Source organism: Caulobacter sp. FW305-C-30-S16, from assembly GCF_058783025.1.
The window spans coordinates 25,830-44,263 of sequence record NZ_JBYSYH010000002.1; the positions used below are offsets into that span (position 1 = coordinate 25,830).

Below are 18,434 nucleotides of genomic sequence, written 5' to 3' on the forward strand. Positions count from 1 at the left end.
GGCAACTCAAACGCGTCCCCGGACCTTCGACATCGGGGCAGGTTTTGACAAGAGGCGAGGGCGGGATTTGGGTGCTAGACCCGCATCGGCTGCCAGCGGCCCCAGGTCAGGCTGCGCCAGAGCCATTCCATCGGGCCGAAGCGAAAGACCCGCAGCCAGGCCATGGCGAACAGGGCCTCGCCCGCCATGATCACCACCACCAGCAGCCACATCTGCGGCCAGCTGAGCCGGCCCCACAGGCCGAGGCCGAAGCCCGAGAAGATCAGCGCGCAGATCACGCTCTGGGCCAGGTAGCCGGTCAGGGCCATGCGGCCGAGCGCCGATAGCGGGTTGAACAGCCGCCGGGGCCGACCGCCGCGCCACGCGAGGTGGAACAGACCGATCCAGCCCAGCGTCAGGGCCAGGCGCCCGACCTGATCAGTCAGGGCCGTCCAGGGCAGCTCGCCACCGTTGTTGCCCCAGATCGCCCAGGTCTCGGCGGCGTTGAGCAGCAGCCCGACGCCGAGGCCGACGAGCGCCAGTTGTCGATAGATCCAGGGCTCGGCCCTGCCGTCCAGCACGCCGGTCCTGAGCAGCGCCATGCCGACCAGCATGAAGGTCCAGGCCTCGAGGATCCACCAGACGAAGGACGGGTCGAGCGTCCAGTCCAGCGTCGTCGCCGACATCCAGGCTAGCACCGTGGGGTAGTCGCCCAGGCGGATGGCCTGCTCCCCGATCCAGGCTTCGGAGGTCCGGGACAGCAATTCGCCCGGCATCGCCGGCATGTTGGTCAGCAGCGACCAGATCGACACCACCACGAGGCCGCCGACCGCCAGTCTCAGCAGCGTCCTCGGCGTCACCTGTGCGAACGGTAACAGGGCGAAGGCGGCCAGGCCGTAGATCAGCAGGATGTCGCCGGGCCAGAGCAGCAGGGTGCCGTTGATGACGCCGAACAGCACCAGCCAGCCGGCGCGACGCAGAAAGGGCCCGCGTCTGCCCGCTGGATCGCCCGCGCGGGTCTCGCGCAGGAACAGCAGCATCCCGGCGCCGAACAGCATCGAGAACAGGCCGCGCATGGTCCCCTCGACCAGGGTCGTGGCGACGATCCAGACCTGCCAGTCGGGATTTGCGAGCGACGGCGCGCCGAGCGGCCGGCTGGGGTCGAGCGGGCCGCCGAAGCCGACGATGTTCATCAGCAGGATGCCGATCAGGGCCACCCCGCGCAGGGCGTCGATCGAGGCGATCCGGTCCGCGGGATCGACCGGCGCCGGCGCCCCGCTCATGCCGGACCGTCCGGCATCCGCCAGCCGTCGAGCGGCCGGACCGTGGCGCAGGCCGGCGTGCCGTCCTTCGCCTGGCCGGGGAAGCGCGCTTCAAGCCGCGCGCCGGTGCGGACCGCTTCACGGGCGAGGCCGACCGGCAGGTCCTCGAACCAGACCTTGCCGCGCCGGCTCCAGGGCGAGAGATGCTGACCGGCGCTGGCCCCGATGCGGAAATAGATGAACCGCCGGCCGCCCTGGTTCTTCACGAACGGCCCGAGGTAGCGCACGCCCTTGTCGTCCTCGACAAACCGGACGCTGACGTCCAGCGACAGGTCGCCGCCGTCCGACAGCACCTGGCCGACCGGCAGGTCGTCACCTTCCTGCAGCGAATAGAGAACGCCTGCCGGCGGGGCGACGAGGGTGATGCGCAGGTTGAGGGTCTGGCCGGCCATAGCCTCACACTACACGCCGCCCGACGGTTGTCGCCCTGATGACAGCCCGCTGTCAGCAGTCTGGGCTGTGGCGGTTTTCAGCGGCGTGAAGTTATCTACTGTTCCTCCAATCCCCGTTTCCCCGGCGAAGGCCGGGGCCCAGATCGTCGTGCTCGAAGGGGCAGTGCTGCCCACACCGCAGCTGAATCTGGACCCCGGCCTTCGCCGGGGAGGCGGAAAATCATCGCCGTCCGGGAGATACAGTCATGCCCAAGATCGATCTCGCCACAGCGCCGCGTCGGGGCGGGTCCGGCTATCCGCGACCGCTCGACGAGCCTTGCCTGCAACGCTCCTGGCTGGAACTGGCGAAGGCGGCGGGGCTCGATCTGGTCGGCGTCAACCTGCTGACCCTGCCGGCCGGGCAGTGGAGCAGCCAGCGGCACTGGCATCTCGATGAGGACGAGTTTGTCTGGGTGGTCTCGGGCGAGGTCGTGCTGGTCGAGAATGCCGGCGAGACGGTGCTGCGCGCCGGCGACTGCGCGGCCTGGAAGGCCGGGGTCGAGGACGGCCACCATCTCCAGAACCGGTCCGGCGCCGACGCCGTGCTGTTGCAGGTGGGCAATCCGACCAACCCCGCGACCGAGCATGTCGACTATCCCGACGTCGACCTGATCATCCGTCCGGGCGACGAAGGCTACCGGCACAGGGACGGGACGCTGTATCCTTCCAAATAACAGGGGAGGCGGACATGAAGATCCAGGACATCGAGTATCACGCCGACGGCGCGCGGCTGGTCGGGACGCTGGCGGTCGACGATGGGCTGAGCGGGGCGCGGCCTGGCATCCTGGTCTGTCACGAGGGCGGCGGGCTGGGCAGTCACGCGCGGAACATCGCTGAACGCCTGGCGGGGCTCGGCTACGTGGCCTTCGCGATGGACTACTACGGCGACGGCAAGCCGCTGACGGACATGAGTCAGGCGATGACCCGCATCGGCGCCTGGATGGCCGACGCGACGGGTATCCGCGCCCGGGCGACCGCGGCGCTGGAGGTGCTGAAGGCGCAGCCGGAAACGGATGCCGGGCGGCTGGCGGCCATCGGCTACTGCTTCGGCGGCACGACGGCGCTCGAACTGGCCCGCAGCGGGGCGGACCTCAAGGCCGCAATCGGCTTCCACTCGGGTCTCGGCACGGCAAGGCCGCAGGACGCCGCCAACATCAAGGGCGTGATCCTGGCCGCCATCGGCGCCGACGATCCGATCATTCCCGTCGCCCAGCGCGTCGCCTTCGAGGAGGAGATGACCGCAGCGGGCGTCGACTGGCGGATGCATGTCTATGGCCGCGCCGGCCACAGCTTCACCAACCCAGACGTGGGCCGCCTCGGCCGCCCGGGCTTCGACTATCACGCGCCCAGCGACCGCCGGTCCTGGGCCGCAATGATCGACCTGTTCGACGAGGTTTTCGTCTAGAAGCCGCCCCAGTAGTCGCCGGCCAGCGGGGTGGTGACCGGGCGGCCGACCTTGTCGAGGGCGGCGCGGACGTCGGGGCGGGCGATCAGGGCCTGGCGGCGGGCTTCGAAGGTCGCCAGCCAGGGCGGGATGGCCGGCGGGGCCTTGGCGACCCAGAAAGGATCCAGGCCGCCGCTGCGGTGCTCCGGCGACTGCAGCCGCCAGATCAGCAGGGCGGCGGCCTCGTCGATCCGGTTCATGCAGAGCAGCGCCTGGCTGAGGGCGCCCGGGTTCTCTTCTTTGCGGGCCCGGAGCGCTTCCAGCATGGCGGCCGCCGCCTTCTGGTCGATGTCGTTCAGGGCGCAGGCGCGCTGGGAGTCGATCCAGGCTTCGCCGTAGTCCGTGACGTAGTCGAGGTCGAGGCCGTCCAGCACCTTCAGCACGTCGCGCGGGCGGGACAGGTCCAGCAGTCGGCCGGCCCAGTTCATCCGCGCGTCGGTGGCCGGCTCGCCGCCGTCCTCGGGACCGATGGCCTCGTTGAAGACCGCTTCGCCTTCCTTCACATCGCCGGTGTCGAGCAGGCTCTGGGCCAGCAGGATCAGGATCCATTCGCCCTGCTCCTGGCGGTCGCTGAATTCCTCGCCGTCCTGCAGGCGCGCGCGATAGGCCTGGCCGGTCTGGATCGCCTCGTCATAGCGGCCGAGCGCGCGCAGGGCGCGGAGCGCGTCGCGCACGGGGGAGAGCTTTTCAGGCTCGGCGGCGATCTCGGCCCTGGCGCGGGCCAGGCTCGCCTCTTCCAGCGCGATCCAGTCGAAGCGGCCGGCGTTCGTCCAGGCTTCGCTGAAGCGGCGGTCGCCGGCGACATACATCAGCACGCGGGTATCTTCGGCCTCGGCCACCGCTTTCGCCGCATCGGCCGGGCGGCCCGCGTCGCCCAGTTGCCAGCCGTAGGCCAGACCCCACTCGTTCTTTGCGGCGCGGGCCGTGTCCGGGTTCTTCCAGGCGAAGCCGGTGATCCGCTGGAGCGCGGTGAGCGCCAAAGCCGGATCGTCGTCCAGATAGTCGGTGAAGGCCGAGATCATGCCCGGTCGCCAGCCGGCGACCACGTCCGGCTGGGCGTCCAGCATCTTGAGGAAGCGTCGTGTGGCCTCGGCCATGGCGTCGCGCTCGAGGGCGTCGGAAATCTGGATCGTCAGGACCGCGCCGACCTCCATCGGCTCGACAGCGATCGGCTCCAGCTTCGCCGCGGCGGCGAGGCCCAGAGGCTTGTCCTTGATCTCGCTGCAGATGATCACCGAGAACAGGAACGGGCGGCGGATCTCGGCGCGCATCCGGTCGAACCGGGGGTCGGCCATCAGCGTGCGCAGGGCCGGGAGCTTCGCCTCGCAAGTCTTGAAGTCGCTGTCGACGAGGGCCGAGACCGCGTCGCCCGCCTCCTGCTCCAGGCGCAGCAGGTCCATTTGCCGCCCGATAGACTGGGACGAGGCCGGGCCCGCGATCACGGCGCCCCCCAGAAGCGACAGGGCGACCAGAACCGGACGAATACGCATGCTGAACCCCGAAGGCGACCGAGCGGGCAGTCAGGCCCCTGCGCGCGCCGTCGTCAAGGCGCGACTACAGGCCGGCGTAGGCGTCGCGGACATCCAGGCAGACGCTGCGGGCGAAGTTCCACGACGACTGGGGTCCATCGCCTCCGGACGCGAGCGCGGAGAGGGCCTCACTGCGCCCGGCGACGACCGCCGGGCTCAACGCCTCGATCGCGGCGGCGCGCGCAACGCCCCGGTCCTGCATTACGCGATCGATGGCCTGGCGGAAGAAGGTGACCCCGAGGGCCTTGGCGGCCTCGGCTTCGTCGGCGTCACCCTTCCCGGCGTAGTAGTTGCTGGTGGCGCCGTAGAGGCCGGCGCAGCGGGCCTGGATCGCCCAGTAGGGCTTCCCGGCCACGCCCTCGGTCAGCAAGGGCCCGCCCGGATAGAGCAGGTCGCCGGCGAGGGCGGGCGCCGAGAGCCCGAGCGACAGGCCGGCGGCGATCAGGAGTCGGACCGGGTTTCTCATCCTCGTCTCCCCTTTGAAGCGGATTGACGGGGAGGGTGACTCCGGATCGCCCGGCTGGCAACGCCGTCGATCAGCGCTTGGGCTTGTCGGCCTCGTTGATGACCGCGCCGGTGGCTGCGCCGACGACCGCGCCCGGGGGACCGGCGACCACGGCGCCGGCGATCGCACCGGTCGCGACGCGCTGTTCCATGTTGTGTCCGCAGGCGGCGAGACCGGCGCCGGCGAAGGCGATCAGGGCCAGGGTGGCGGTGGAACGGATACGCATGGCAGCAGCCTCGTCAGAACGCCCGGCATCGGGCCTGTAGCCGTTCAACGAACGCAGGAAGAGGCGGTTCCGCACCGTCCGCACCGCGAGAATTCGTCGCATCGCAACGGTCGGCACGACTCTGCACAACCTGTTGAATCTCAAGAGAACCTCAAGCAGGTCCCGGATCACCTTCCAGGAGAATAATGCTGCATTGCAGCATTCTCTTGCGAATCGTGGCGCTTTGGGTCATAAGGCCGTCCACAAGTCGGATTTCGGCCATTTCGTGAACCGGTCGAATCCCCACTTTGTCAGGCCGCTCCGGACAGAAAACCGGGCTGACAAGGTGAGATTGTCGGGGGGCGATCCGCCCTCGTCGCACAGGACACGAAACTCTTGTCATTCAATTCCCAGACGCGGGCACCCGTGCGCGCGCTGATGAGCGTCGCTTTGACTGGAACGCTCGTGGGCTCGGCCTGCGGCGCCATCGTCGGCGGTGCGTACCTTCTTGGCGGCATGGCCCAGGCCGCCGACCAGCACCAGCGCGTCTCGCAGATCGCGGACGTTGTCTCGGGCAGCTACTCCGACGCCTCTCTGGAACGCATGGTCGACGGGATGGATCCTGCGGCCATGGCTGTGGCCCAGCGCCACGATCCCTTCACCAGCGCCGGCGGCGCCCAGCGGGACCGCCAGGCGGCCCTGTTCGCCGCCCGTCTCGAGCGCCGCGCGCCGACGCGCCCCGCGCCCGAAGGCCTGCTGCTGCGCGCCAGCTTCGGCGGACCGTTCAATCCCGCGGCCGAGCCGTTCCGCCTCAATGGCGCGCTGGACGATTCCCGTGATCTCGAGTGCCTGACCCAGGCGGTCTATTTCGAAGCCCGCGGCGAGACGCCGGCCGGCCAGGCGGCCGTGGCCCAGGTGGTTCTGAACCGCGCGCGGCACCCGGCCTTCCCCAAGACGGTCTGCGGCGTGGTGTTCCAGGGCGCCTACGGCGGCGGGACCTGCCAGTTCAGCTTCGCCTGCGACGGCTCGATGCGGAAGCGCCGCGAACCCGGCGCCTGGACCCGCGCCGAGCGGGTCGCCGCGCGCGCCCTGTCGGGCGGGGTGATGACCGAGGTCGGCAACGCGACCCACTTCCACACCATCAACGTCTCGCCGGGCTGGGGTCCGCGTCTGATCCGCGTCGGGCAGGTCGGTCTGCACATCTTCTACCGCTTCGGCGGTCGCGGCGGCGCGCCGGGCGCCTTTGATCGCGCGCCGGACCGGTCAGGTCCGGAGTCCGGGGATCGTCCGGTCTACGCCAGCATGGGCGCCGGCCCGGCCGGTCCCGTGCCGTACACGACGCTCGCGCCGTCCAGCGAGGCTGTGTTCATCGCCGCCACCGCCCAGGCGCCGACCGAGGTCACGATTCAGGACCGGGCCATCGGCGGTCCGGCCGGCAAGCCGGCTGAGCCGGCCTCCGCGCCGCGCCACGACCCGTCGACCGAGGCCTCCGTCAAGCCGGCATCGACGCCTTCATCCGCTTCCTGAGCGAACCCGGCATGAAGCGGGTGGCGAAGCGCATCTGCTTGCCCGCCTTGCCGACGATGCAATGGACCTCGCTGGACTGCAGCGAGCGCCAGATCACGTCGGCGGCCTCCTCGACGGTGTAGACCTCCGAGCCGCCGGCGCGGATCGCGTCGGTGATGTTCTCGTTCGATCCCGCCGAGCCCGCCTGCAGGATCGGGGTGTCGACGAACCAGGGCATGATGCAGCGAACGGCGACGCCGTGGCGCGTGAACTCGATGTCGAGGGCTTCGGACAGGCCCCGCACGGCGAACTTGGTCGCGCAGTACATCGCCATCTTCGGCGCGCCGAACAGGCCCGCGCAGGAGGCGACGTTGATCAGGGTTGATCCCGGCGTCGCCTTCAGCAGTTCGAGACCCGCGCGCGCTCCATTCGAGACGCCCCTGATGTTGATGTCGATCTGGCGGTCGATCTCGTCGTCCGTCTGGTCTTCGAAGAAGCCGTAGTTGGCGATGCCCGCGTTGTTCAGCAGGGCGTCGAGCCGTCCGCCGGTCGCCTTGCCGAAGGCGGCGATTTCCTTCTGCCAGGCGGCGCGGTCACGGACGTCGAGCTTGTGGGTGCTGCAGTTTCCGGCGCCGATTTCGCCCTGCGCCAGCTTCAGGCCCGTGGCGTCGATGTCGGCCAGGCCGACGAACCAGCCTTCCCGTGCGAAGCGCTTGGCCGTGGCCAGACCGATACCGCTGGCGGCGCCGGTGATGAAGATGCTCTTGCGACCGTCGGCGCCCATGGTTCCGTCTCCCGTTTTCTCGTTGGCGAGCAGCAAATCCCGTTGCCCCAACGGTGGTCAAGCCAGGAACATGCCTATCCCGGCCGCCGCCATGACGCCCGTCGCGATCCAGCCGAGAACCTTGAGTGTTCGGCCGATCACGAAGGGCCCCATCACGGATTTGCGCGAGGCCAGCACCATCGCCACGACCATGATCGGCACGGCGACCAGACCGTTCAGCACGGCGCTCCAGAACAGCGCCTTGATCGGGTTGATGTCGGCGAAGGTGAGGGCGATCCCGCCGAGCGTGGCCGCCGCGATGATCCCGTAGAAGCCCGGCGCCTGACCCAGCTTGCGGTCGAGGCCCATCGGCCAGCCGAAGGACTCGGAGATGGCGTAGGCGGCGGAGCCGGCCAGCACGGGCACGGCCAGCAGGCCCGTGCCGATGATCCCGAGGCTGAACAGCCAGAAGGCCAGCTCGCCGGCGATCGGGCGGAGCGCCTGCGCCGCCTGCGCCGCACTGGCGATTTCAGTCACCCCGTTGGTGTGCAGGGTCACGGTCGTGGTCAGGACGATGAAGAAGGCGATCAGGCTGCACATGGCCATGCCGGTCCAGGTGTCGAACCGGATCCGACGGAGCTCCTGATCGGCCAGTTCCGGCGTGTTCAGCAGCGAGCGCTTGTCGGGGTCTGGCCCGAGGTCCTCGACCTCCTGCGAGCTTTGCCAGAAGAACATGTACGGGCTGATGGTGGTGCCGAAGACCGCCACCACCATGGTCAGGAAGGCGGGTGTAAAGCTGATGTCGGGCACGAACGAGCGCAGCGCCACCTCGCCCCACGGAATCTTCACCGTGAAGACCACGCCGACATAGGCCAGCAGCGACAGCGTCAGCCACTTGAGCACCCCGACGTAGCGCTTGTAGCTCATGAACACTTCGAGCAGCACGCAGCCGATGCCGATCACCAGGGCGAAGGCCAGCTTGCTCATGCCGGGGATCACCAGCGCGGCCGCCTCGCCCATCGCGGCGATGTCGGCCGCGATGTTGATGGTGTTGGCGACCAGCAGGGACAGCACCAGGATCGCCAGAAGCCAGGCCGGGAACACCCGCTTCACATTGGCGGCCAGGCCATGGCCCGTGACCCGGCCGATCCGCGCGACGATCGACTGGATCGCCGCGAGCAGCGGATAGGCCAGCACCACGCTCCAGAGCATGTTGAAGCCGAAGGCGGCGCCGGCCTGCGAGTGGGTGGCGACGCCACCGGGATCGTCGTCGGCCGCGCCGGTGATCAGCCCCGGACCGAGACGGCCCAGCAGGCTGGGCTTGCGGGGACGGGGCGTGGGGTCGGCCATGAGGCGTCTCGGTCGCGCTGGGGTGATCTAGAGCCTCAGCAGATAGACGTGTTCGCCGTCCAGAACGAGATCGCCCTTCTGGTTGGTCACCGTGGCCCGCATCCGGACGACGCCGGTCGTCCGCTGGCGCGTCAGGTCGGTAATCTCGAGCGCCGGATAGAGGGTGTCGCCCGGATAGGCGCTCTTCAGGACCTTCGCATGCACCTCGATCATGCCCAGCAGGGCGTCGCCGATCTCGTGCGGAAACAGGCCGGCGCCGGCCGCGGTGAAGCACAGCACCTGCAACCCGTGCGCCAGCGGACCCGGGTGGCCCAGCGCCTGGCAGTATTCGGCGTCGTAGTGGATCGGGTGGTTGTCGAGGCTGACCGCCTGGAAGGCCGCGAAGTTGCCGTCGCCGAGGGTGCGCGAGGGCAGGGGGTAGCGGTCGCCGACCTTGAGATCGTCGAACGTCTTGGCCGGGACGAGGCGGAGGGCGGCGTAGGCGGAGGGGAGGGGCATGGGGTGGGGCGCGGCCAGTGTTGCGAATGACGCCAGGGAGTAGGGCGTAGGGCGTAGGGAGTAGCAAGGGGGTGGCCTTGCACAGCGGTGGAGCGCCCCGCATCTCCCTACTCCCTACTCCCTACTCCCTACTCCCTACTCCCTTGCCTTGACCGGCTGCCCCATTAATACTAAAGAGATCACTTTAGTAAATTAGCCAGGCCCCGCCCATGACCCTGCGCCTCTTCGCCCACCCGCTGTCGTCCTACTGCTGGAAGGCGCTGATCCCGCTCTATGAGCTCAGGACGCCGTTCACCTTCGAGATGATCCAGTTCGGCGCAGAGGACGGGCCGGTGGTCGAGTTCATGCAGCGCTGGCCGATCGGCAAGATGCCGCTGCTGCGCGACGAGGCGCGGAACGAGACGGTCGTCGAGTCGAGCATCATCATCGAATACCTCGACCGCCACTATCCGGGCGCCGGCCTGATCCCGGCCGATCCCGACGCGGCGCTGACGGCGCGCTTCCTCGACCGGTTTTTCGACAACTACGTCATGACGCCCCAGGGCCGGCTGGTGTTCGAGGTGATCCGTCCGGAAGGCGCCAGGGACCCGTTCGGCGTCGCTGAAGCGCGGGCCCTGCTCGACAAGGCCTACGGCTGGCTGGAGGCGACGCTGTCCGACGGCCGCACCTGGGCGGCCGGCGAGGCCTATTCCCTGGCCGACGTCAGCGCCAGCCCGTCGCTGTTCTACGCCCAGCGCTGTCACCCCTGGGGCGACCGTCCGGCGCTGCAGGCCTACTACGACAGGCTGGAGACGCGGCCGTCGTTCCAGCGGGTGATCGCGGAGGCGCAGCCGTACATGCACATGTTCCCGGGCGGGCCGGACTACTAGCGGGGACATGTACCGCAGGTACGTGTTCCCTATTCGAGCAGAACCGATTGGGGGAGACGTAGCCAAGCGGGTACATGTGCCCGAGCTCCGCCGGCGACGACCCTTGCGCGCCCGGTCCCGGGGGGTGGCGCCAAATCTTGGACAAGCATCGTCACATGAGGTTTCTCTTGGCCTCAGCAGACGAGTCACACCGCAACGGGAAGGATCGCACTCGCGATGGTGAGCGCACAGCAGCAGGGCATGGTGGACGGTCGCGGGGGCCGCTTTCGGCTCCTGGGCGGCCCTGGCTCACCCTATTCACTCAAGCTGCGCGCAGCGCTTCGATACCGGCGTATCGCGCACGACTGGATCGTTCCCCCCGGGTATCTCGGGGAAGGCGGGGAACTCAAGGCGGCGGGCAAGGGCATGATCCCGGTTCTGCAACTGCCTGACGGACGTTACTGGGCGGATTCGACACCCGTTATCCTCGCCCTTGAGGCGTCGCTTGCAGGCCAGAGAAGCCTGCTGCCGGATGATCCGGGCGACCGCTTTCTGGCCTTGCTGATTGAGGATTTCGCGGACGAATGGCTGGTGCAACCCATGTTCGATTTCCGCTGGGACGCGGAAGTGGACCAGGCTTTCTGCGCACGCCGTCAGATGGCGGGGTGGATCGGCGCGATGCCGGCCGTGCAATTCAACGAGACGATCGAGCGGTTCAGAACCCGCCAGACCGGCGTCCTGGCCCGGCTGGGAGACCGCGAGACCAACCGGCCCCTTTTGCGCTCGACCTATCCCGAGGTGCTTGCCGCCATCGAGGCGCAACTGGAGGTCAGCCGGTTCCTGTTCGGTGGACGGCCCTCGATCGGCGACATCGGTCTTTTCGGCCAATTGTCCCAATGCGCCATCGATCCCAGCGCGTCGGCCATCATGCGCCGTGACGCCGTGCGAGCTTTTCAGTGGGTGCAGGACCTCGACGATGCGTCAGGGATCGAAGGCGCGTGGCGTGATCCAGCGACGCCGGTCGGGCCCGGCGTAGAGCGCCTGCTGGTCCTGATCGGCGAGGTCTTCCTGCCGTTCATGGCGGCGAACGCCGCCGCCGTCGCCGCGGGACAGCCGGCCCTGTCGATAGAACTTCGCGGCTTGCCGATGGCGTCGCGGGCGAACGCCTACCGGGCAAACTGCCTCGGGTGGCTGAAACTGGCCCTGGCGGAAGCCCTGGCGTCCGGCGCTGACGGCCTGGAGGCGACCCTTCGGGCTCATGGATGCTGGGACGCTCTCCAGCTGGCCCCGGGAGAACGGGAGGCGATTCCGACCCTGTCGCCGGAATCGACCGGGCGGCAGACGGGGCTCTTCTGACCGGGTTCCTCCCTGCACGCTTCGCTGAAGGGCGAACAAGCGGCGCCGATTGCCGCCAGGTGTCCCCACTACTTCCTGAAGGGACACTCCAGACCGGCGCTCAAGGTTTGGGGGACACGTACCTTCGGTGCATGTCCCCTTTTAGGCCGCCCGCGCCCGCCGCAGGGCCTGGGGCGGCTGGCCGAAGGCGCGGATGAAGGCGCGGCGCATCCGCTCCGCGTCGCCGAAGCCGGTTTCCAGCGCCACGTCGTCGACCTGCAGCGGCTGCGAATCCAGCAGGGTCCGGGCCGCTTCGACGCGCAGGCGTTCGATGGCCTTGGCGGGGGTGAAGCCGGTGGCGGCGCTGAAGGCTCTCGCGAAGTTGCGCTCGCTCATGCCGGCCTCGCGGGCCAGTTCCTCGACGGTCAGAGGGTTGCGCAGGTTCTCGCGCGCCCAGGTCATCAGGGCGTCGAACCGACCGCCCGCCTCCAGCTCCAGCAGGGCCGAGAACTGCGACTGGCCGCCGGGCCGGCGGTGGTAGACGACCAGCTGCTGGGCGGTCTTGCGGGCGATGTCCTCGCCCAGATCCTCGGCGATCAGGGCCAGGGCCAGGTCGATGCCCGCAGTGATCCCGGCGCTGGTCCAGATCGCACCGTCGCGGATCCAGATGCGGTCCGGCTCCAGCTTCACCTTCGGATAGCGCCGCGCGAAGTCGGCGGTGCGGTTCCAGTGGGTCGTCGCCCGCTTGCCGTCGAGCAGGCCGGCCTGGGCCAGGATATAGGCGCCGGAGCAGACGCTGGTTGTGCGGCGGGCGGTGCGGGACGCGGCCTGCACGAAGGTCAGGGTGCCGGCGCAGATCGACGGCCCGCGCGTGCCCTCGCCGCCTGAGACCAGCAGGGTATCGAGCCGTCCCGCGTCCTTGAAGGCCACGCTGTCCAGCGTCACGCCCGACGAACTGGCCACCGGCCCGCCGTCCCGCGAGATCAGGCGGATGTCATAGGCGCCGGGGACATAGCGTCCGGCGATCTCGAACGCGCCGATCGGGCCGGCCGCGTCGAGCAGCTGGAAATCGGGGAAGATCAGGACGCCTATCGTGCGCATGGCGGAAATCGAGGGATAAATGTCATTTCCGCCAGACGCTAGGCTGTGCAGTATGGTCGCGTCAACCGGAGCCACGCCCATGTCCGACAAGCCGCTGCGCATTGTCTTCGCCCTGTATCCCGGAGTCACCCACCTCGACTTCACCGGGCCGCATCAGTTCCTCTCCCGCCTGCCCGGCGCGCAGACGACGGTCGCCTGCCTCGACGGCGGGCAGATGGAGGCCGACGGCCTGACCTTCGCCGGCCTGACGAAGTTCGAGGACATCGAAGCCTGCGACCTGCTCTGCATTCCCGGCGGGTTCGGCACGACCGAGGCCATGCTTCATGAGCCCTTCATGGCGCAGATCCGGCGGCTGGCCGAGGGGGCGACCTGGGTGACTTCGGTCTGCACCGGCTCGCTGATCCTGGCGGCGGCGGGGCTGCTGAAGGGGAAGCGCGCGGCCTGTCACTGGGCCTGGCGCGACCAGCTGGCGCTGTTCGGGGCGATCCCCGACCCCGCAAGGGTCGTTCGGGACGGCCGCTATGTCACCGGCGGCGGCGTCACGGCCGGGATCGACTTCGCCCTGACGCTCGCGGCCGAGATCGCCGGCGACGACTTCGCCCAGGGGCTGCAGTTGGCGCTGGAGTACGCGCCCGCGCCGCCGTTCAATTCGGGGCGTCCGGAGACGGCGCCGCCGCACGTGCTCGCCGTCATCCAGGCGTTCAACGCCCGCGCCCGGGAGATGCGGGTGGGCGCCGCTGAAACAGCGGCGGCGAGGCTGTAGTCTTCCCTCGGGTCGGTTGCGGCGGCGTGTCGCCGCCGGCCGGCAAGCCTATTGGCAGGCGAGACACTCGTCGTAGTCGGTCTTTTCGCCGACTTCGAGGTTGAAGGTGTCGAGCGTTTCGGCGCCGGCGTGGCTGGCGCGCTGCACGGACTTGGAGCGCAGGTAGTAGAGACTCTTCATGCCCCGCTCCCACGCCTGCCAGTGCAGCATGTGCAGATCCCACTTGTCGACGTCGCCGGGGATGAAGAGGTTCACCGACTGGCTCTGGCAGATGTCCGGCGTACGGTCAGCGGCCAGTTCGACGATCCAGCGCTGGTCGAGCTCGAAGGCCGTCTTGTAGACGTCCTTCTCGTCCTGGCTGAGGCAGTCCAGGTGCTGGACCGAGCCCTCGTTGGCCAGGATGCTGTCCCAGGTGGCGGCGGTGTTCTGACCCTTGGTCTCGAGCAGGCGCTCCAGATAGGGGTTCTTGACCGCGAAGGTGCCCGACAGGGTCTTGTGGCTGTAGATGTTGGCCGGGATCGGCTCGATGCCGGCGCTGGTGCCGCCGCAGATGATGCTGATGCTGGCGGTCGGGGCGATGGCCAGCTTGTGCGAGAAGCGCTCCATCACGCCGCGCTCGGCCGCGTCGGGGCAGGGGCCCTTTTCCTCGGCCAGCTTGACGCTGGCCTTGTCGGCCTCGCGGCGCAGGTGCTTGAACAGCCGCATGTTCCACGACTTGGCCAGGGCGCTCTCGAAGGGCACGTTCTGGGCCTGCAGGAAGCTGTGGAAGCCCATGAGGCCCAGACCCACCGACCGCTCACGCATGGCGGCGTAGACGGCGTGCTTGGCGTCTTCAGGCGCGCGCTTGATGAAGTCCTCGAGCACGTTGTCGAGGAAGCGCATGACGTCCTCGATGAACATCGGCTCGTCGCGCCATTCCATGAAGGACTCGGCGTTGACGCTGGAGAGGCAGCAGACCGCGGTCCGCTCGACGCCCAGATGATCCTTGCCGGTGTGCAGCATGATCTCGCTGCAGAGGTTCGACTGGCGGACCTTGAAGCCCAGCTCCTGCTGGTGCTTCGGCATGGCGCGGTTCACCGCGTCGGAGAAGATCAGGTAGGGCTCGCCGGTCTGCAGGCGCAGCTCCAGCACCTTCTGCCACAGGGCGCGGGCGTCGACCTCGCGCAGCACTTCGCCGGTCTTGGGCGAGCGCAGGCCGAACTTCGTGCCGTCCCGCACGGCGTGCATGAACTCGTCGCTGATCGAGATGCCGTGGTGCAGGTTCAGCGACTTGCGATTGAAGTCGCCCGAGGGTTTGCGGATCTCGAGGAACTCGTCGATCTCCGGATGGTGGATGTCCAGATAGACCGCCGCCGACCCGCGGCGCAGGCTGCCCTGGCTGATCGCGAGGGTCAGGGAGTCCATCACGCGGATGAAGGGGATGATGCCGCTGGTCTGGCCGGCGCCCTTGACCTTCTCGCCGATCGACCGGACGCCGCCCCAATAGGTGCCGATGCCGCCGCCGTTGGCGGCCAGCCAGACGTTCTCGTTCCAGGTGCCGACGATGCCGTCGAGGCTGTCGCCGACGGCGTTGAGGAAGCAGCTGATCGGCAGGCCGCGATTGGCCCCGCCGTTGCTCAGGACCGGCGTCGACGGCATGAACCAGAGCTTGCTCATGTAGTCGTAGACGCGCTGGGCGTGGTCGGCGTCGTCAGCGAAGGCCGTGGCGACGCGGGCGAACATGTCCTGGTAGGACTCGCCGGCCAGCAGGTAACGGTCCTCGAGGGTGGTGCGGCCGAAATCGGTCAGCAGGGCGTCGCGACTGCGGTCGACCTCGACCTTCCTGACCAGCGCCAGTTGGGGCTTTTCGCCGCCGAGCCAGGCCGTATCGCCCGCCGCCTCGCCGAGGGGAATCTGCCGTGCCGCTTCGCCCATCATGACCTTAAACCCGTAATCAACAGCGGTTTCCCGAACGAACGCACCGTCCGATAGACGCTACATCTTGTGGGCGACGCGCCCCCTGAACCCACTATATGGGGCCACGAGGGCTAATGACTCGTCAACGGGGAGAAACGCCTCAGGCGGGATTTTTTCGTTAACAAACTGTTGAGAAGCCCTCCGTGGACCGCCGTTCCGCAAGGGTTTGACAACCTTTTCAGACACCTGCCGCGACCCCTCGTCGCGGGGCTCTCCGCATGGCAAGGTCAACACAATGACGTGGCAGGATTTATACGCCGAAAGGCGCTTGACGGCGGCCGAAGCAGCCGCGCGCATAGAGTCCGGACAGCGGGTGGCCGTCGGCATGGCGCTGGCCGAGCCGCCGGCGATCCTGGCGGCCATCGCCGCGCGGGCCGAAGCGGACGAGATCGACGAGGTCAAACTCTTCTATTTCCACTCGACGCCGCATGCTGGAGCGACGGTCCTGCGCTACGAGCTGATGGATCGCATCCGGCCGCACTGCTTCTTCCTGGGGCCTATAGAGCGGATGCTGCTCGAGCGCGGCGAGGCCGAGGGCAAGCGGACGATCGCCTTTGTGCCCGGCGCCTTCAGCCAGGCGCCGCGGCTGATGACCGAGCGGGCGCCGATCGACGCCTTCATCGCCACGGTCTCGCCGATGGACCGGCACGGCTACTTCAGTCTGGGAACCAGCAACGACTATGGCTCGGCCGTCGCCCGGTCCGCGCGCAAGGTCATTGTCGAGGTCAACAAGCACATGCCCCGGGTCCGGGGCGGCATGATCCACATCAGCGAGATCGACGGCATCGTCGAGAACGATCTGCCGCTGTTCGAAAACCCCAACCGCGCGCCGGCGCCGGAGGATGACGCCATCGGCCGGATCATCGCCGGTCTGGTCGAGGACGGCTCCTGCCTGCAGATGGGCATCGGCGCCCTGCCGGACGCGGTCTGCGCCGCGCTCGACAAGCACCGGAGCCTGGGCGTCCACACCGAGCTGCTGACGCCGGGGCTGGTCGCGCTGATGAAGGCCGGGGCGGTCGACAACAGCCGCAAGACCACCGACCCGGGCCTGTCGATCTTCACCTTCGCCCTGGGCAACAAGGCGCTCTACGATTTCATCGACGACAACGCCGCGGTCGAGAGCCGGCCGGTGGCCTACGTCAACGACCCGGCGGTGATCGCGCGCAATGACCGGGTCGTGTCGGTGAACGCCACCCTGCAGATCGACCTGTCCGGCGCCTGCAATTCCGAGCACCTGTCGGGCCGTCAGTTCAGTGCGGCGGGCGGGCAGCTGGATTTCGTGCGCGGCGCCTACGCCTCGAAGGGCGGCCGGTCGATCATCGCCTGCCACTCGACGGCGAAGGAGGGGGCCCTGTCGCGGATCACCACTCGGCTGGACGGTCCGGTGACCACGCCGCGCAACGACACCCACATCGTCGTCACGGAGTACGGGCACGCCGATCTGAAGGGCCTGTCGACGTCCGAGCGGGCCAAGGCCCTGATCGGCCTGGCGCATCCGAAATTCCGCGATGAGCTGACCGCTGCGGCGAAGGCCGACGGCAGCCTCTAGCCTTGCGTTTGATGTGCACGGGTCGTATCTGCGCCCCGTCACTGGGGAGTAGCCGGCTGCGAATCCAGCAGCGGGTGCGTCAACAAACTTGGAGCCGCGGTTCCATGGCGCATCCAGTCCGAAAGGACCTGGCGAGACCTTTGGCTTTCGCGTGCGGTCGAGCGGGACCGGAGCGCGGAACGCCAATGGTCTGTCTTACCGGTCCCGCCAGGACAAGTTCATGGAAGCCTTCCTCGTCTCCACCGGCCTCGTGGCCATCGCTGAAATCGGCGACAAGACCATGCTGCTGGCCATCGTGCTGGCGGCGCGGTTCCGCAAACCCTGGCCGATCCTCGCCGGGATACTCGTCGCGACCCTCGCCAACCATGGTCTGGCCGCCACGGTCGGCGCTGTCGCCGGTCACGCCCTGAGCGGTCCGTGGGTCCGCTGGGTGCTGGGCGCCCTGTTCATCGCGTTCGGCGTCTGGGCGCTGGTTCCGGACAAGTTCGAGGACGACGAGGCGCCGTCGACCGTGAAGGCCGGGTCGGTGTTCCTGACCACCGCGATCGCCTTCTTCTTCGTCGAGATGGGCGACAAGACACAGGTGGCCACCGTGGCGCTGGCCGCGCAGTTCCAGTCGGTCATGCTGGTCGCCGCCGGCACGACGGTCGGCATGATGCTCGCCAACGGTCCGGCGGTCTGGCTGGGCGAGACCATGGCGACCCGTCTGCCGCTGAAATACATCCGCTGGACCGCCGCGGCGGCTTTCGCGGGCATCGGCTTGTGGATCCTGATCGCGGGTCAGGCCATCAGGTAGCGATAGGCTTCCCGGGCCGCCTTGAACCGCTCGAACGGAAAGCGGATCGGGACGCCCTCCAACGCGGCGGCGAGCATCTCGAGGTGCGCCTCCCAGCCCGCGGCGGACCGGCCGGCGTCCTCGCCGGCCGGGCTGGAGAGCGTCAGGGTCAGATGGCAGGCGTCCGGACCGGTCGGCCGCAGCGCCCATCGCACCGGCCGCAGTGGCTCGCCGGGTCCGCTCCAGCTGTATTCGAGCAGCGCGCCGGGCTCGCAGGCCGTGACGAGGCTGTCGATCACCGTGCCGGAGTCGGCGAAGTCGAGGACCGCCCGGCCGCCCTCCTGCAGATCGATGGTCCCGGGAGCCAGCCATTCCGGAAGGCGCGCCGGATCGGTCAGCAATGCCCAGACCGCCGCCGCCGGATGCTCCAGCTCCCGCGTCAGGGTCACCTGGGTGATGTCGCCGAGACGCTGGATGGCGCCGAGGTCGGCAGGCAGGTCGGTCATGCGTCGTGTCTCCGGTGGGGAACGCCAGACTGGCCAGCGTGTCCCCGCCTCGCCGTGACCTGAATCAAG

The 18,434-nt window shown here is 68.7% G+C and carries 19 protein-coding genes and 1 riboswitch; of the genes, 8 read left to right on the plus strand and 11 right to left on the minus strand.

Going from position 1 to position 18,434, the window contains the following annotated elements:
- Positions 1-74 precede the first annotated feature (74 nt).
- Positions 75-1,262, minus strand: a complete 1,188-nt coding sequence (locus tag AC3WJT_RS07080) for a DUF418 domain-containing protein (protein ID WP_492342400.1) — start codon at positions 1,260-1,262, stop codon at positions 75-77.
- Positions 1,259-1,693 carry a DUF5990 family protein gene (locus tag AC3WJT_RS07085; RefSeq protein WP_492342401.1) on the minus strand — a complete coding sequence of 145 codons (435 nt, stop codon included), beginning with the start codon at positions 1,691-1,693 and terminating at the stop codon, positions 1,259-1,261. The genes AC3WJT_RS07080 and AC3WJT_RS07085 overlap by 4 nt, the downstream gene beginning before the upstream one ends.
- A gap of 245 nt (positions 1,694-1,938) precedes the next feature.
- On the opposite strand from AC3WJT_RS07085, the gene AC3WJT_RS07090 reads away from it, so the two are divergent.
- Complete coding sequence (locus AC3WJT_RS07090) at positions 1,939-2,406, plus strand: cupin domain-containing protein (protein WP_492342402.1); 468 nt, start codon at positions 1,939-1,941, stop codon at positions 2,404-2,406.
- Positions 2,407-2,420: 14 nt separating this feature from the next.
- Positions 2,421-3,137 (plus strand): dienelactone hydrolase family protein, encoded by a 717-nt coding sequence (locus AC3WJT_RS07095; RefSeq protein ID WP_492342403.1) that lies wholly within the window; start codon positions 2,421-2,423, stop codon positions 3,135-3,137.
- Here the strand turns inward: AC3WJT_RS07095 and AC3WJT_RS07100 are convergent.
- From AC3WJT_RS07100 to AC3WJT_RS07110, 3 genes are all read right to left on the minus strand, one after another.
- A complete protein-coding gene (locus AC3WJT_RS07100; protein WP_492342404.1) occupies positions 3,134-4,666 on the minus strand; it encodes a hypothetical protein in 1,533 nt (510 codons plus the stop codon). The genes AC3WJT_RS07095 and AC3WJT_RS07100 overlap by 4 nt on opposite strands.
- Positions 4,667-4,730: 64 nt before the next feature.
- Positions 4,731-5,171: a hypothetical protein gene (locus AC3WJT_RS07105; protein WP_492342405.1), complete on the minus strand. Its 441-nt coding sequence runs from the start codon at positions 5,169-5,171 to the stop codon at positions 4,731-4,733.
- A gap of 70 nt (positions 5,172-5,241) precedes the next feature.
- Positions 5,242-5,436: a hypothetical protein gene (locus tag AC3WJT_RS07110; RefSeq protein WP_492342406.1), complete on the minus strand. Its 195-nt coding sequence runs from the start codon at positions 5,434-5,436 to the stop codon at positions 5,242-5,244.
- A 417-nt stretch (positions 5,437-5,853) separates the two neighbouring features.
- Between AC3WJT_RS07110 and AC3WJT_RS07115 the strand changes: the two genes are divergently transcribed.
- Positions 5,854-6,942: a cell wall hydrolase gene (locus AC3WJT_RS07115; protein WP_492342407.1), complete on the plus strand. Its 1,089-nt coding sequence runs from the start codon at positions 5,854-5,856 to the stop codon at positions 6,940-6,942.
- Here AC3WJT_RS07115 and AC3WJT_RS07120 read toward each other — a convergent pair.
- Genes AC3WJT_RS07120 through AC3WJT_RS07130 form a run of 3 tightly spaced genes read right to left on the minus strand, consistent with a single transcriptional unit; the run spans position 6,908 to position 9,532 of the window.
- Positions 6,908-7,705 carry an SDR family oxidoreductase gene (locus AC3WJT_RS07120; RefSeq protein ID WP_492342408.1) on the minus strand — a complete coding sequence of 266 codons (798 nt, stop codon included), beginning with the start codon at positions 7,703-7,705 and terminating at the stop codon, positions 6,908-6,910. The two genes, AC3WJT_RS07115 and AC3WJT_RS07120, sit on opposite strands and share 35 nt — an antisense overlap.
- 57 nt (positions 7,706-7,762) lie before the next feature.
- Positions 7,763-9,034: an NRAMP family divalent metal transporter gene (locus AC3WJT_RS07125; protein ID WP_492342409.1), complete on the minus strand. Its 1,272-nt coding sequence runs from the start codon at positions 9,032-9,034 to the stop codon at positions 7,763-7,765.
- A 27-nt stretch (positions 9,035-9,061) separates the two neighbouring features.
- Entirely contained in the window at positions 9,062-9,532 is a 471-nt protein-coding gene (locus AC3WJT_RS07130) for a MaoC family dehydratase (RefSeq protein ID WP_492342410.1), read from the minus strand.
- 209 nt (positions 9,533-9,741) lie between these two features.
- Here AC3WJT_RS07130 and AC3WJT_RS07135 point away from each other — a divergent pair, with 209 nt between their 5' ends.
- Both AC3WJT_RS07135 and AC3WJT_RS07140 read left to right on the plus strand, forming a co-directional pair.
- On the plus strand, positions 9,742-10,401 hold the full coding sequence (locus AC3WJT_RS07135) for a glutathione S-transferase family protein (protein ID WP_492342411.1): 660 nt from the start codon (positions 9,742-9,744) through the stop codon (positions 10,399-10,401).
- A gap of 216 nt (positions 10,402-10,617) precedes the next feature.
- Positions 10,618-11,736, plus strand: a complete 1,119-nt coding sequence (locus tag AC3WJT_RS07140) for a glutathione S-transferase family protein (RefSeq protein ID WP_492342412.1) — start codon at positions 10,618-10,620, stop codon at positions 11,734-11,736.
- A 141-nt stretch (positions 11,737-11,877) separates the two neighbouring features.
- Here AC3WJT_RS07140 and AC3WJT_RS07145 read toward each other — a convergent pair whose 3' ends face one another.
- Complete coding sequence (locus AC3WJT_RS07145; RefSeq protein WP_492342413.1) at positions 11,878-12,816, minus strand: GlxA family transcriptional regulator; 939 nt, start codon at positions 12,814-12,816, stop codon at positions 11,878-11,880.
- Between the two features lie 79 nt (positions 12,817-12,895).
- On the opposite strand from AC3WJT_RS07145, the gene AC3WJT_RS07150 reads away from it, so the two are divergent.
- Complete coding sequence (locus tag AC3WJT_RS07150; RefSeq protein ID WP_492342414.1) at positions 12,896-13,579, plus strand: DJ-1/PfpI family protein; 684 nt, start codon at positions 12,896-12,898, stop codon at positions 13,577-13,579.
- 48 nt (positions 13,580-13,627) lie between these two features.
- Here the strand turns inward: AC3WJT_RS07150 and AC3WJT_RS07155 are convergent, their stop codons facing one another.
- Positions 13,628-15,496: a ribonucleoside-diphosphate reductase subunit alpha gene (locus tag AC3WJT_RS07155; RefSeq protein WP_492342415.1), complete on the minus strand. Its 1,869-nt coding sequence runs from the start codon at positions 15,494-15,496 to the stop codon at positions 13,628-13,630.
- Between the two features lie 274 nt (positions 15,497-15,770).
- Here AC3WJT_RS07155 and AC3WJT_RS07160 point away from each other — a divergent pair, with 274 nt between their 5' ends.
- On the plus strand, positions 15,771-17,084 hold the full coding sequence (locus tag AC3WJT_RS07160) for an acetyl-CoA hydrolase/transferase family protein (protein ID WP_492342416.1): 1,314 nt from the start codon (positions 15,771-15,773) through the stop codon (positions 17,082-17,084).
- 31 nt (positions 17,085-17,115) lie between these two features.
- Positions 17,116-17,243: riboswitch (yybP-ykoY riboswitch) on the plus strand.
- Positions 17,244-17,304: 61 nt separating this feature from the next.
- Complete coding sequence (locus AC3WJT_RS07165; protein ID WP_492342417.1) at positions 17,305-17,880, plus strand: TMEM165/GDT1 family protein; 576 nt, start codon at positions 17,305-17,307, stop codon at positions 17,878-17,880.
- Here the strand turns inward: AC3WJT_RS07165 and AC3WJT_RS07170 are convergent.
- Positions 17,865-18,365, minus strand: coding sequence for an SRPBCC family protein (locus AC3WJT_RS07170; RefSeq protein ID WP_492342418.1), 501 nt, complete (start codon positions 18,363-18,365; stop codon positions 17,865-17,867). The two genes, AC3WJT_RS07165 and AC3WJT_RS07170, sit on opposite strands and share 16 nt — an antisense overlap.
- Positions 18,366-18,434 lie beyond the last annotated feature (69 nt).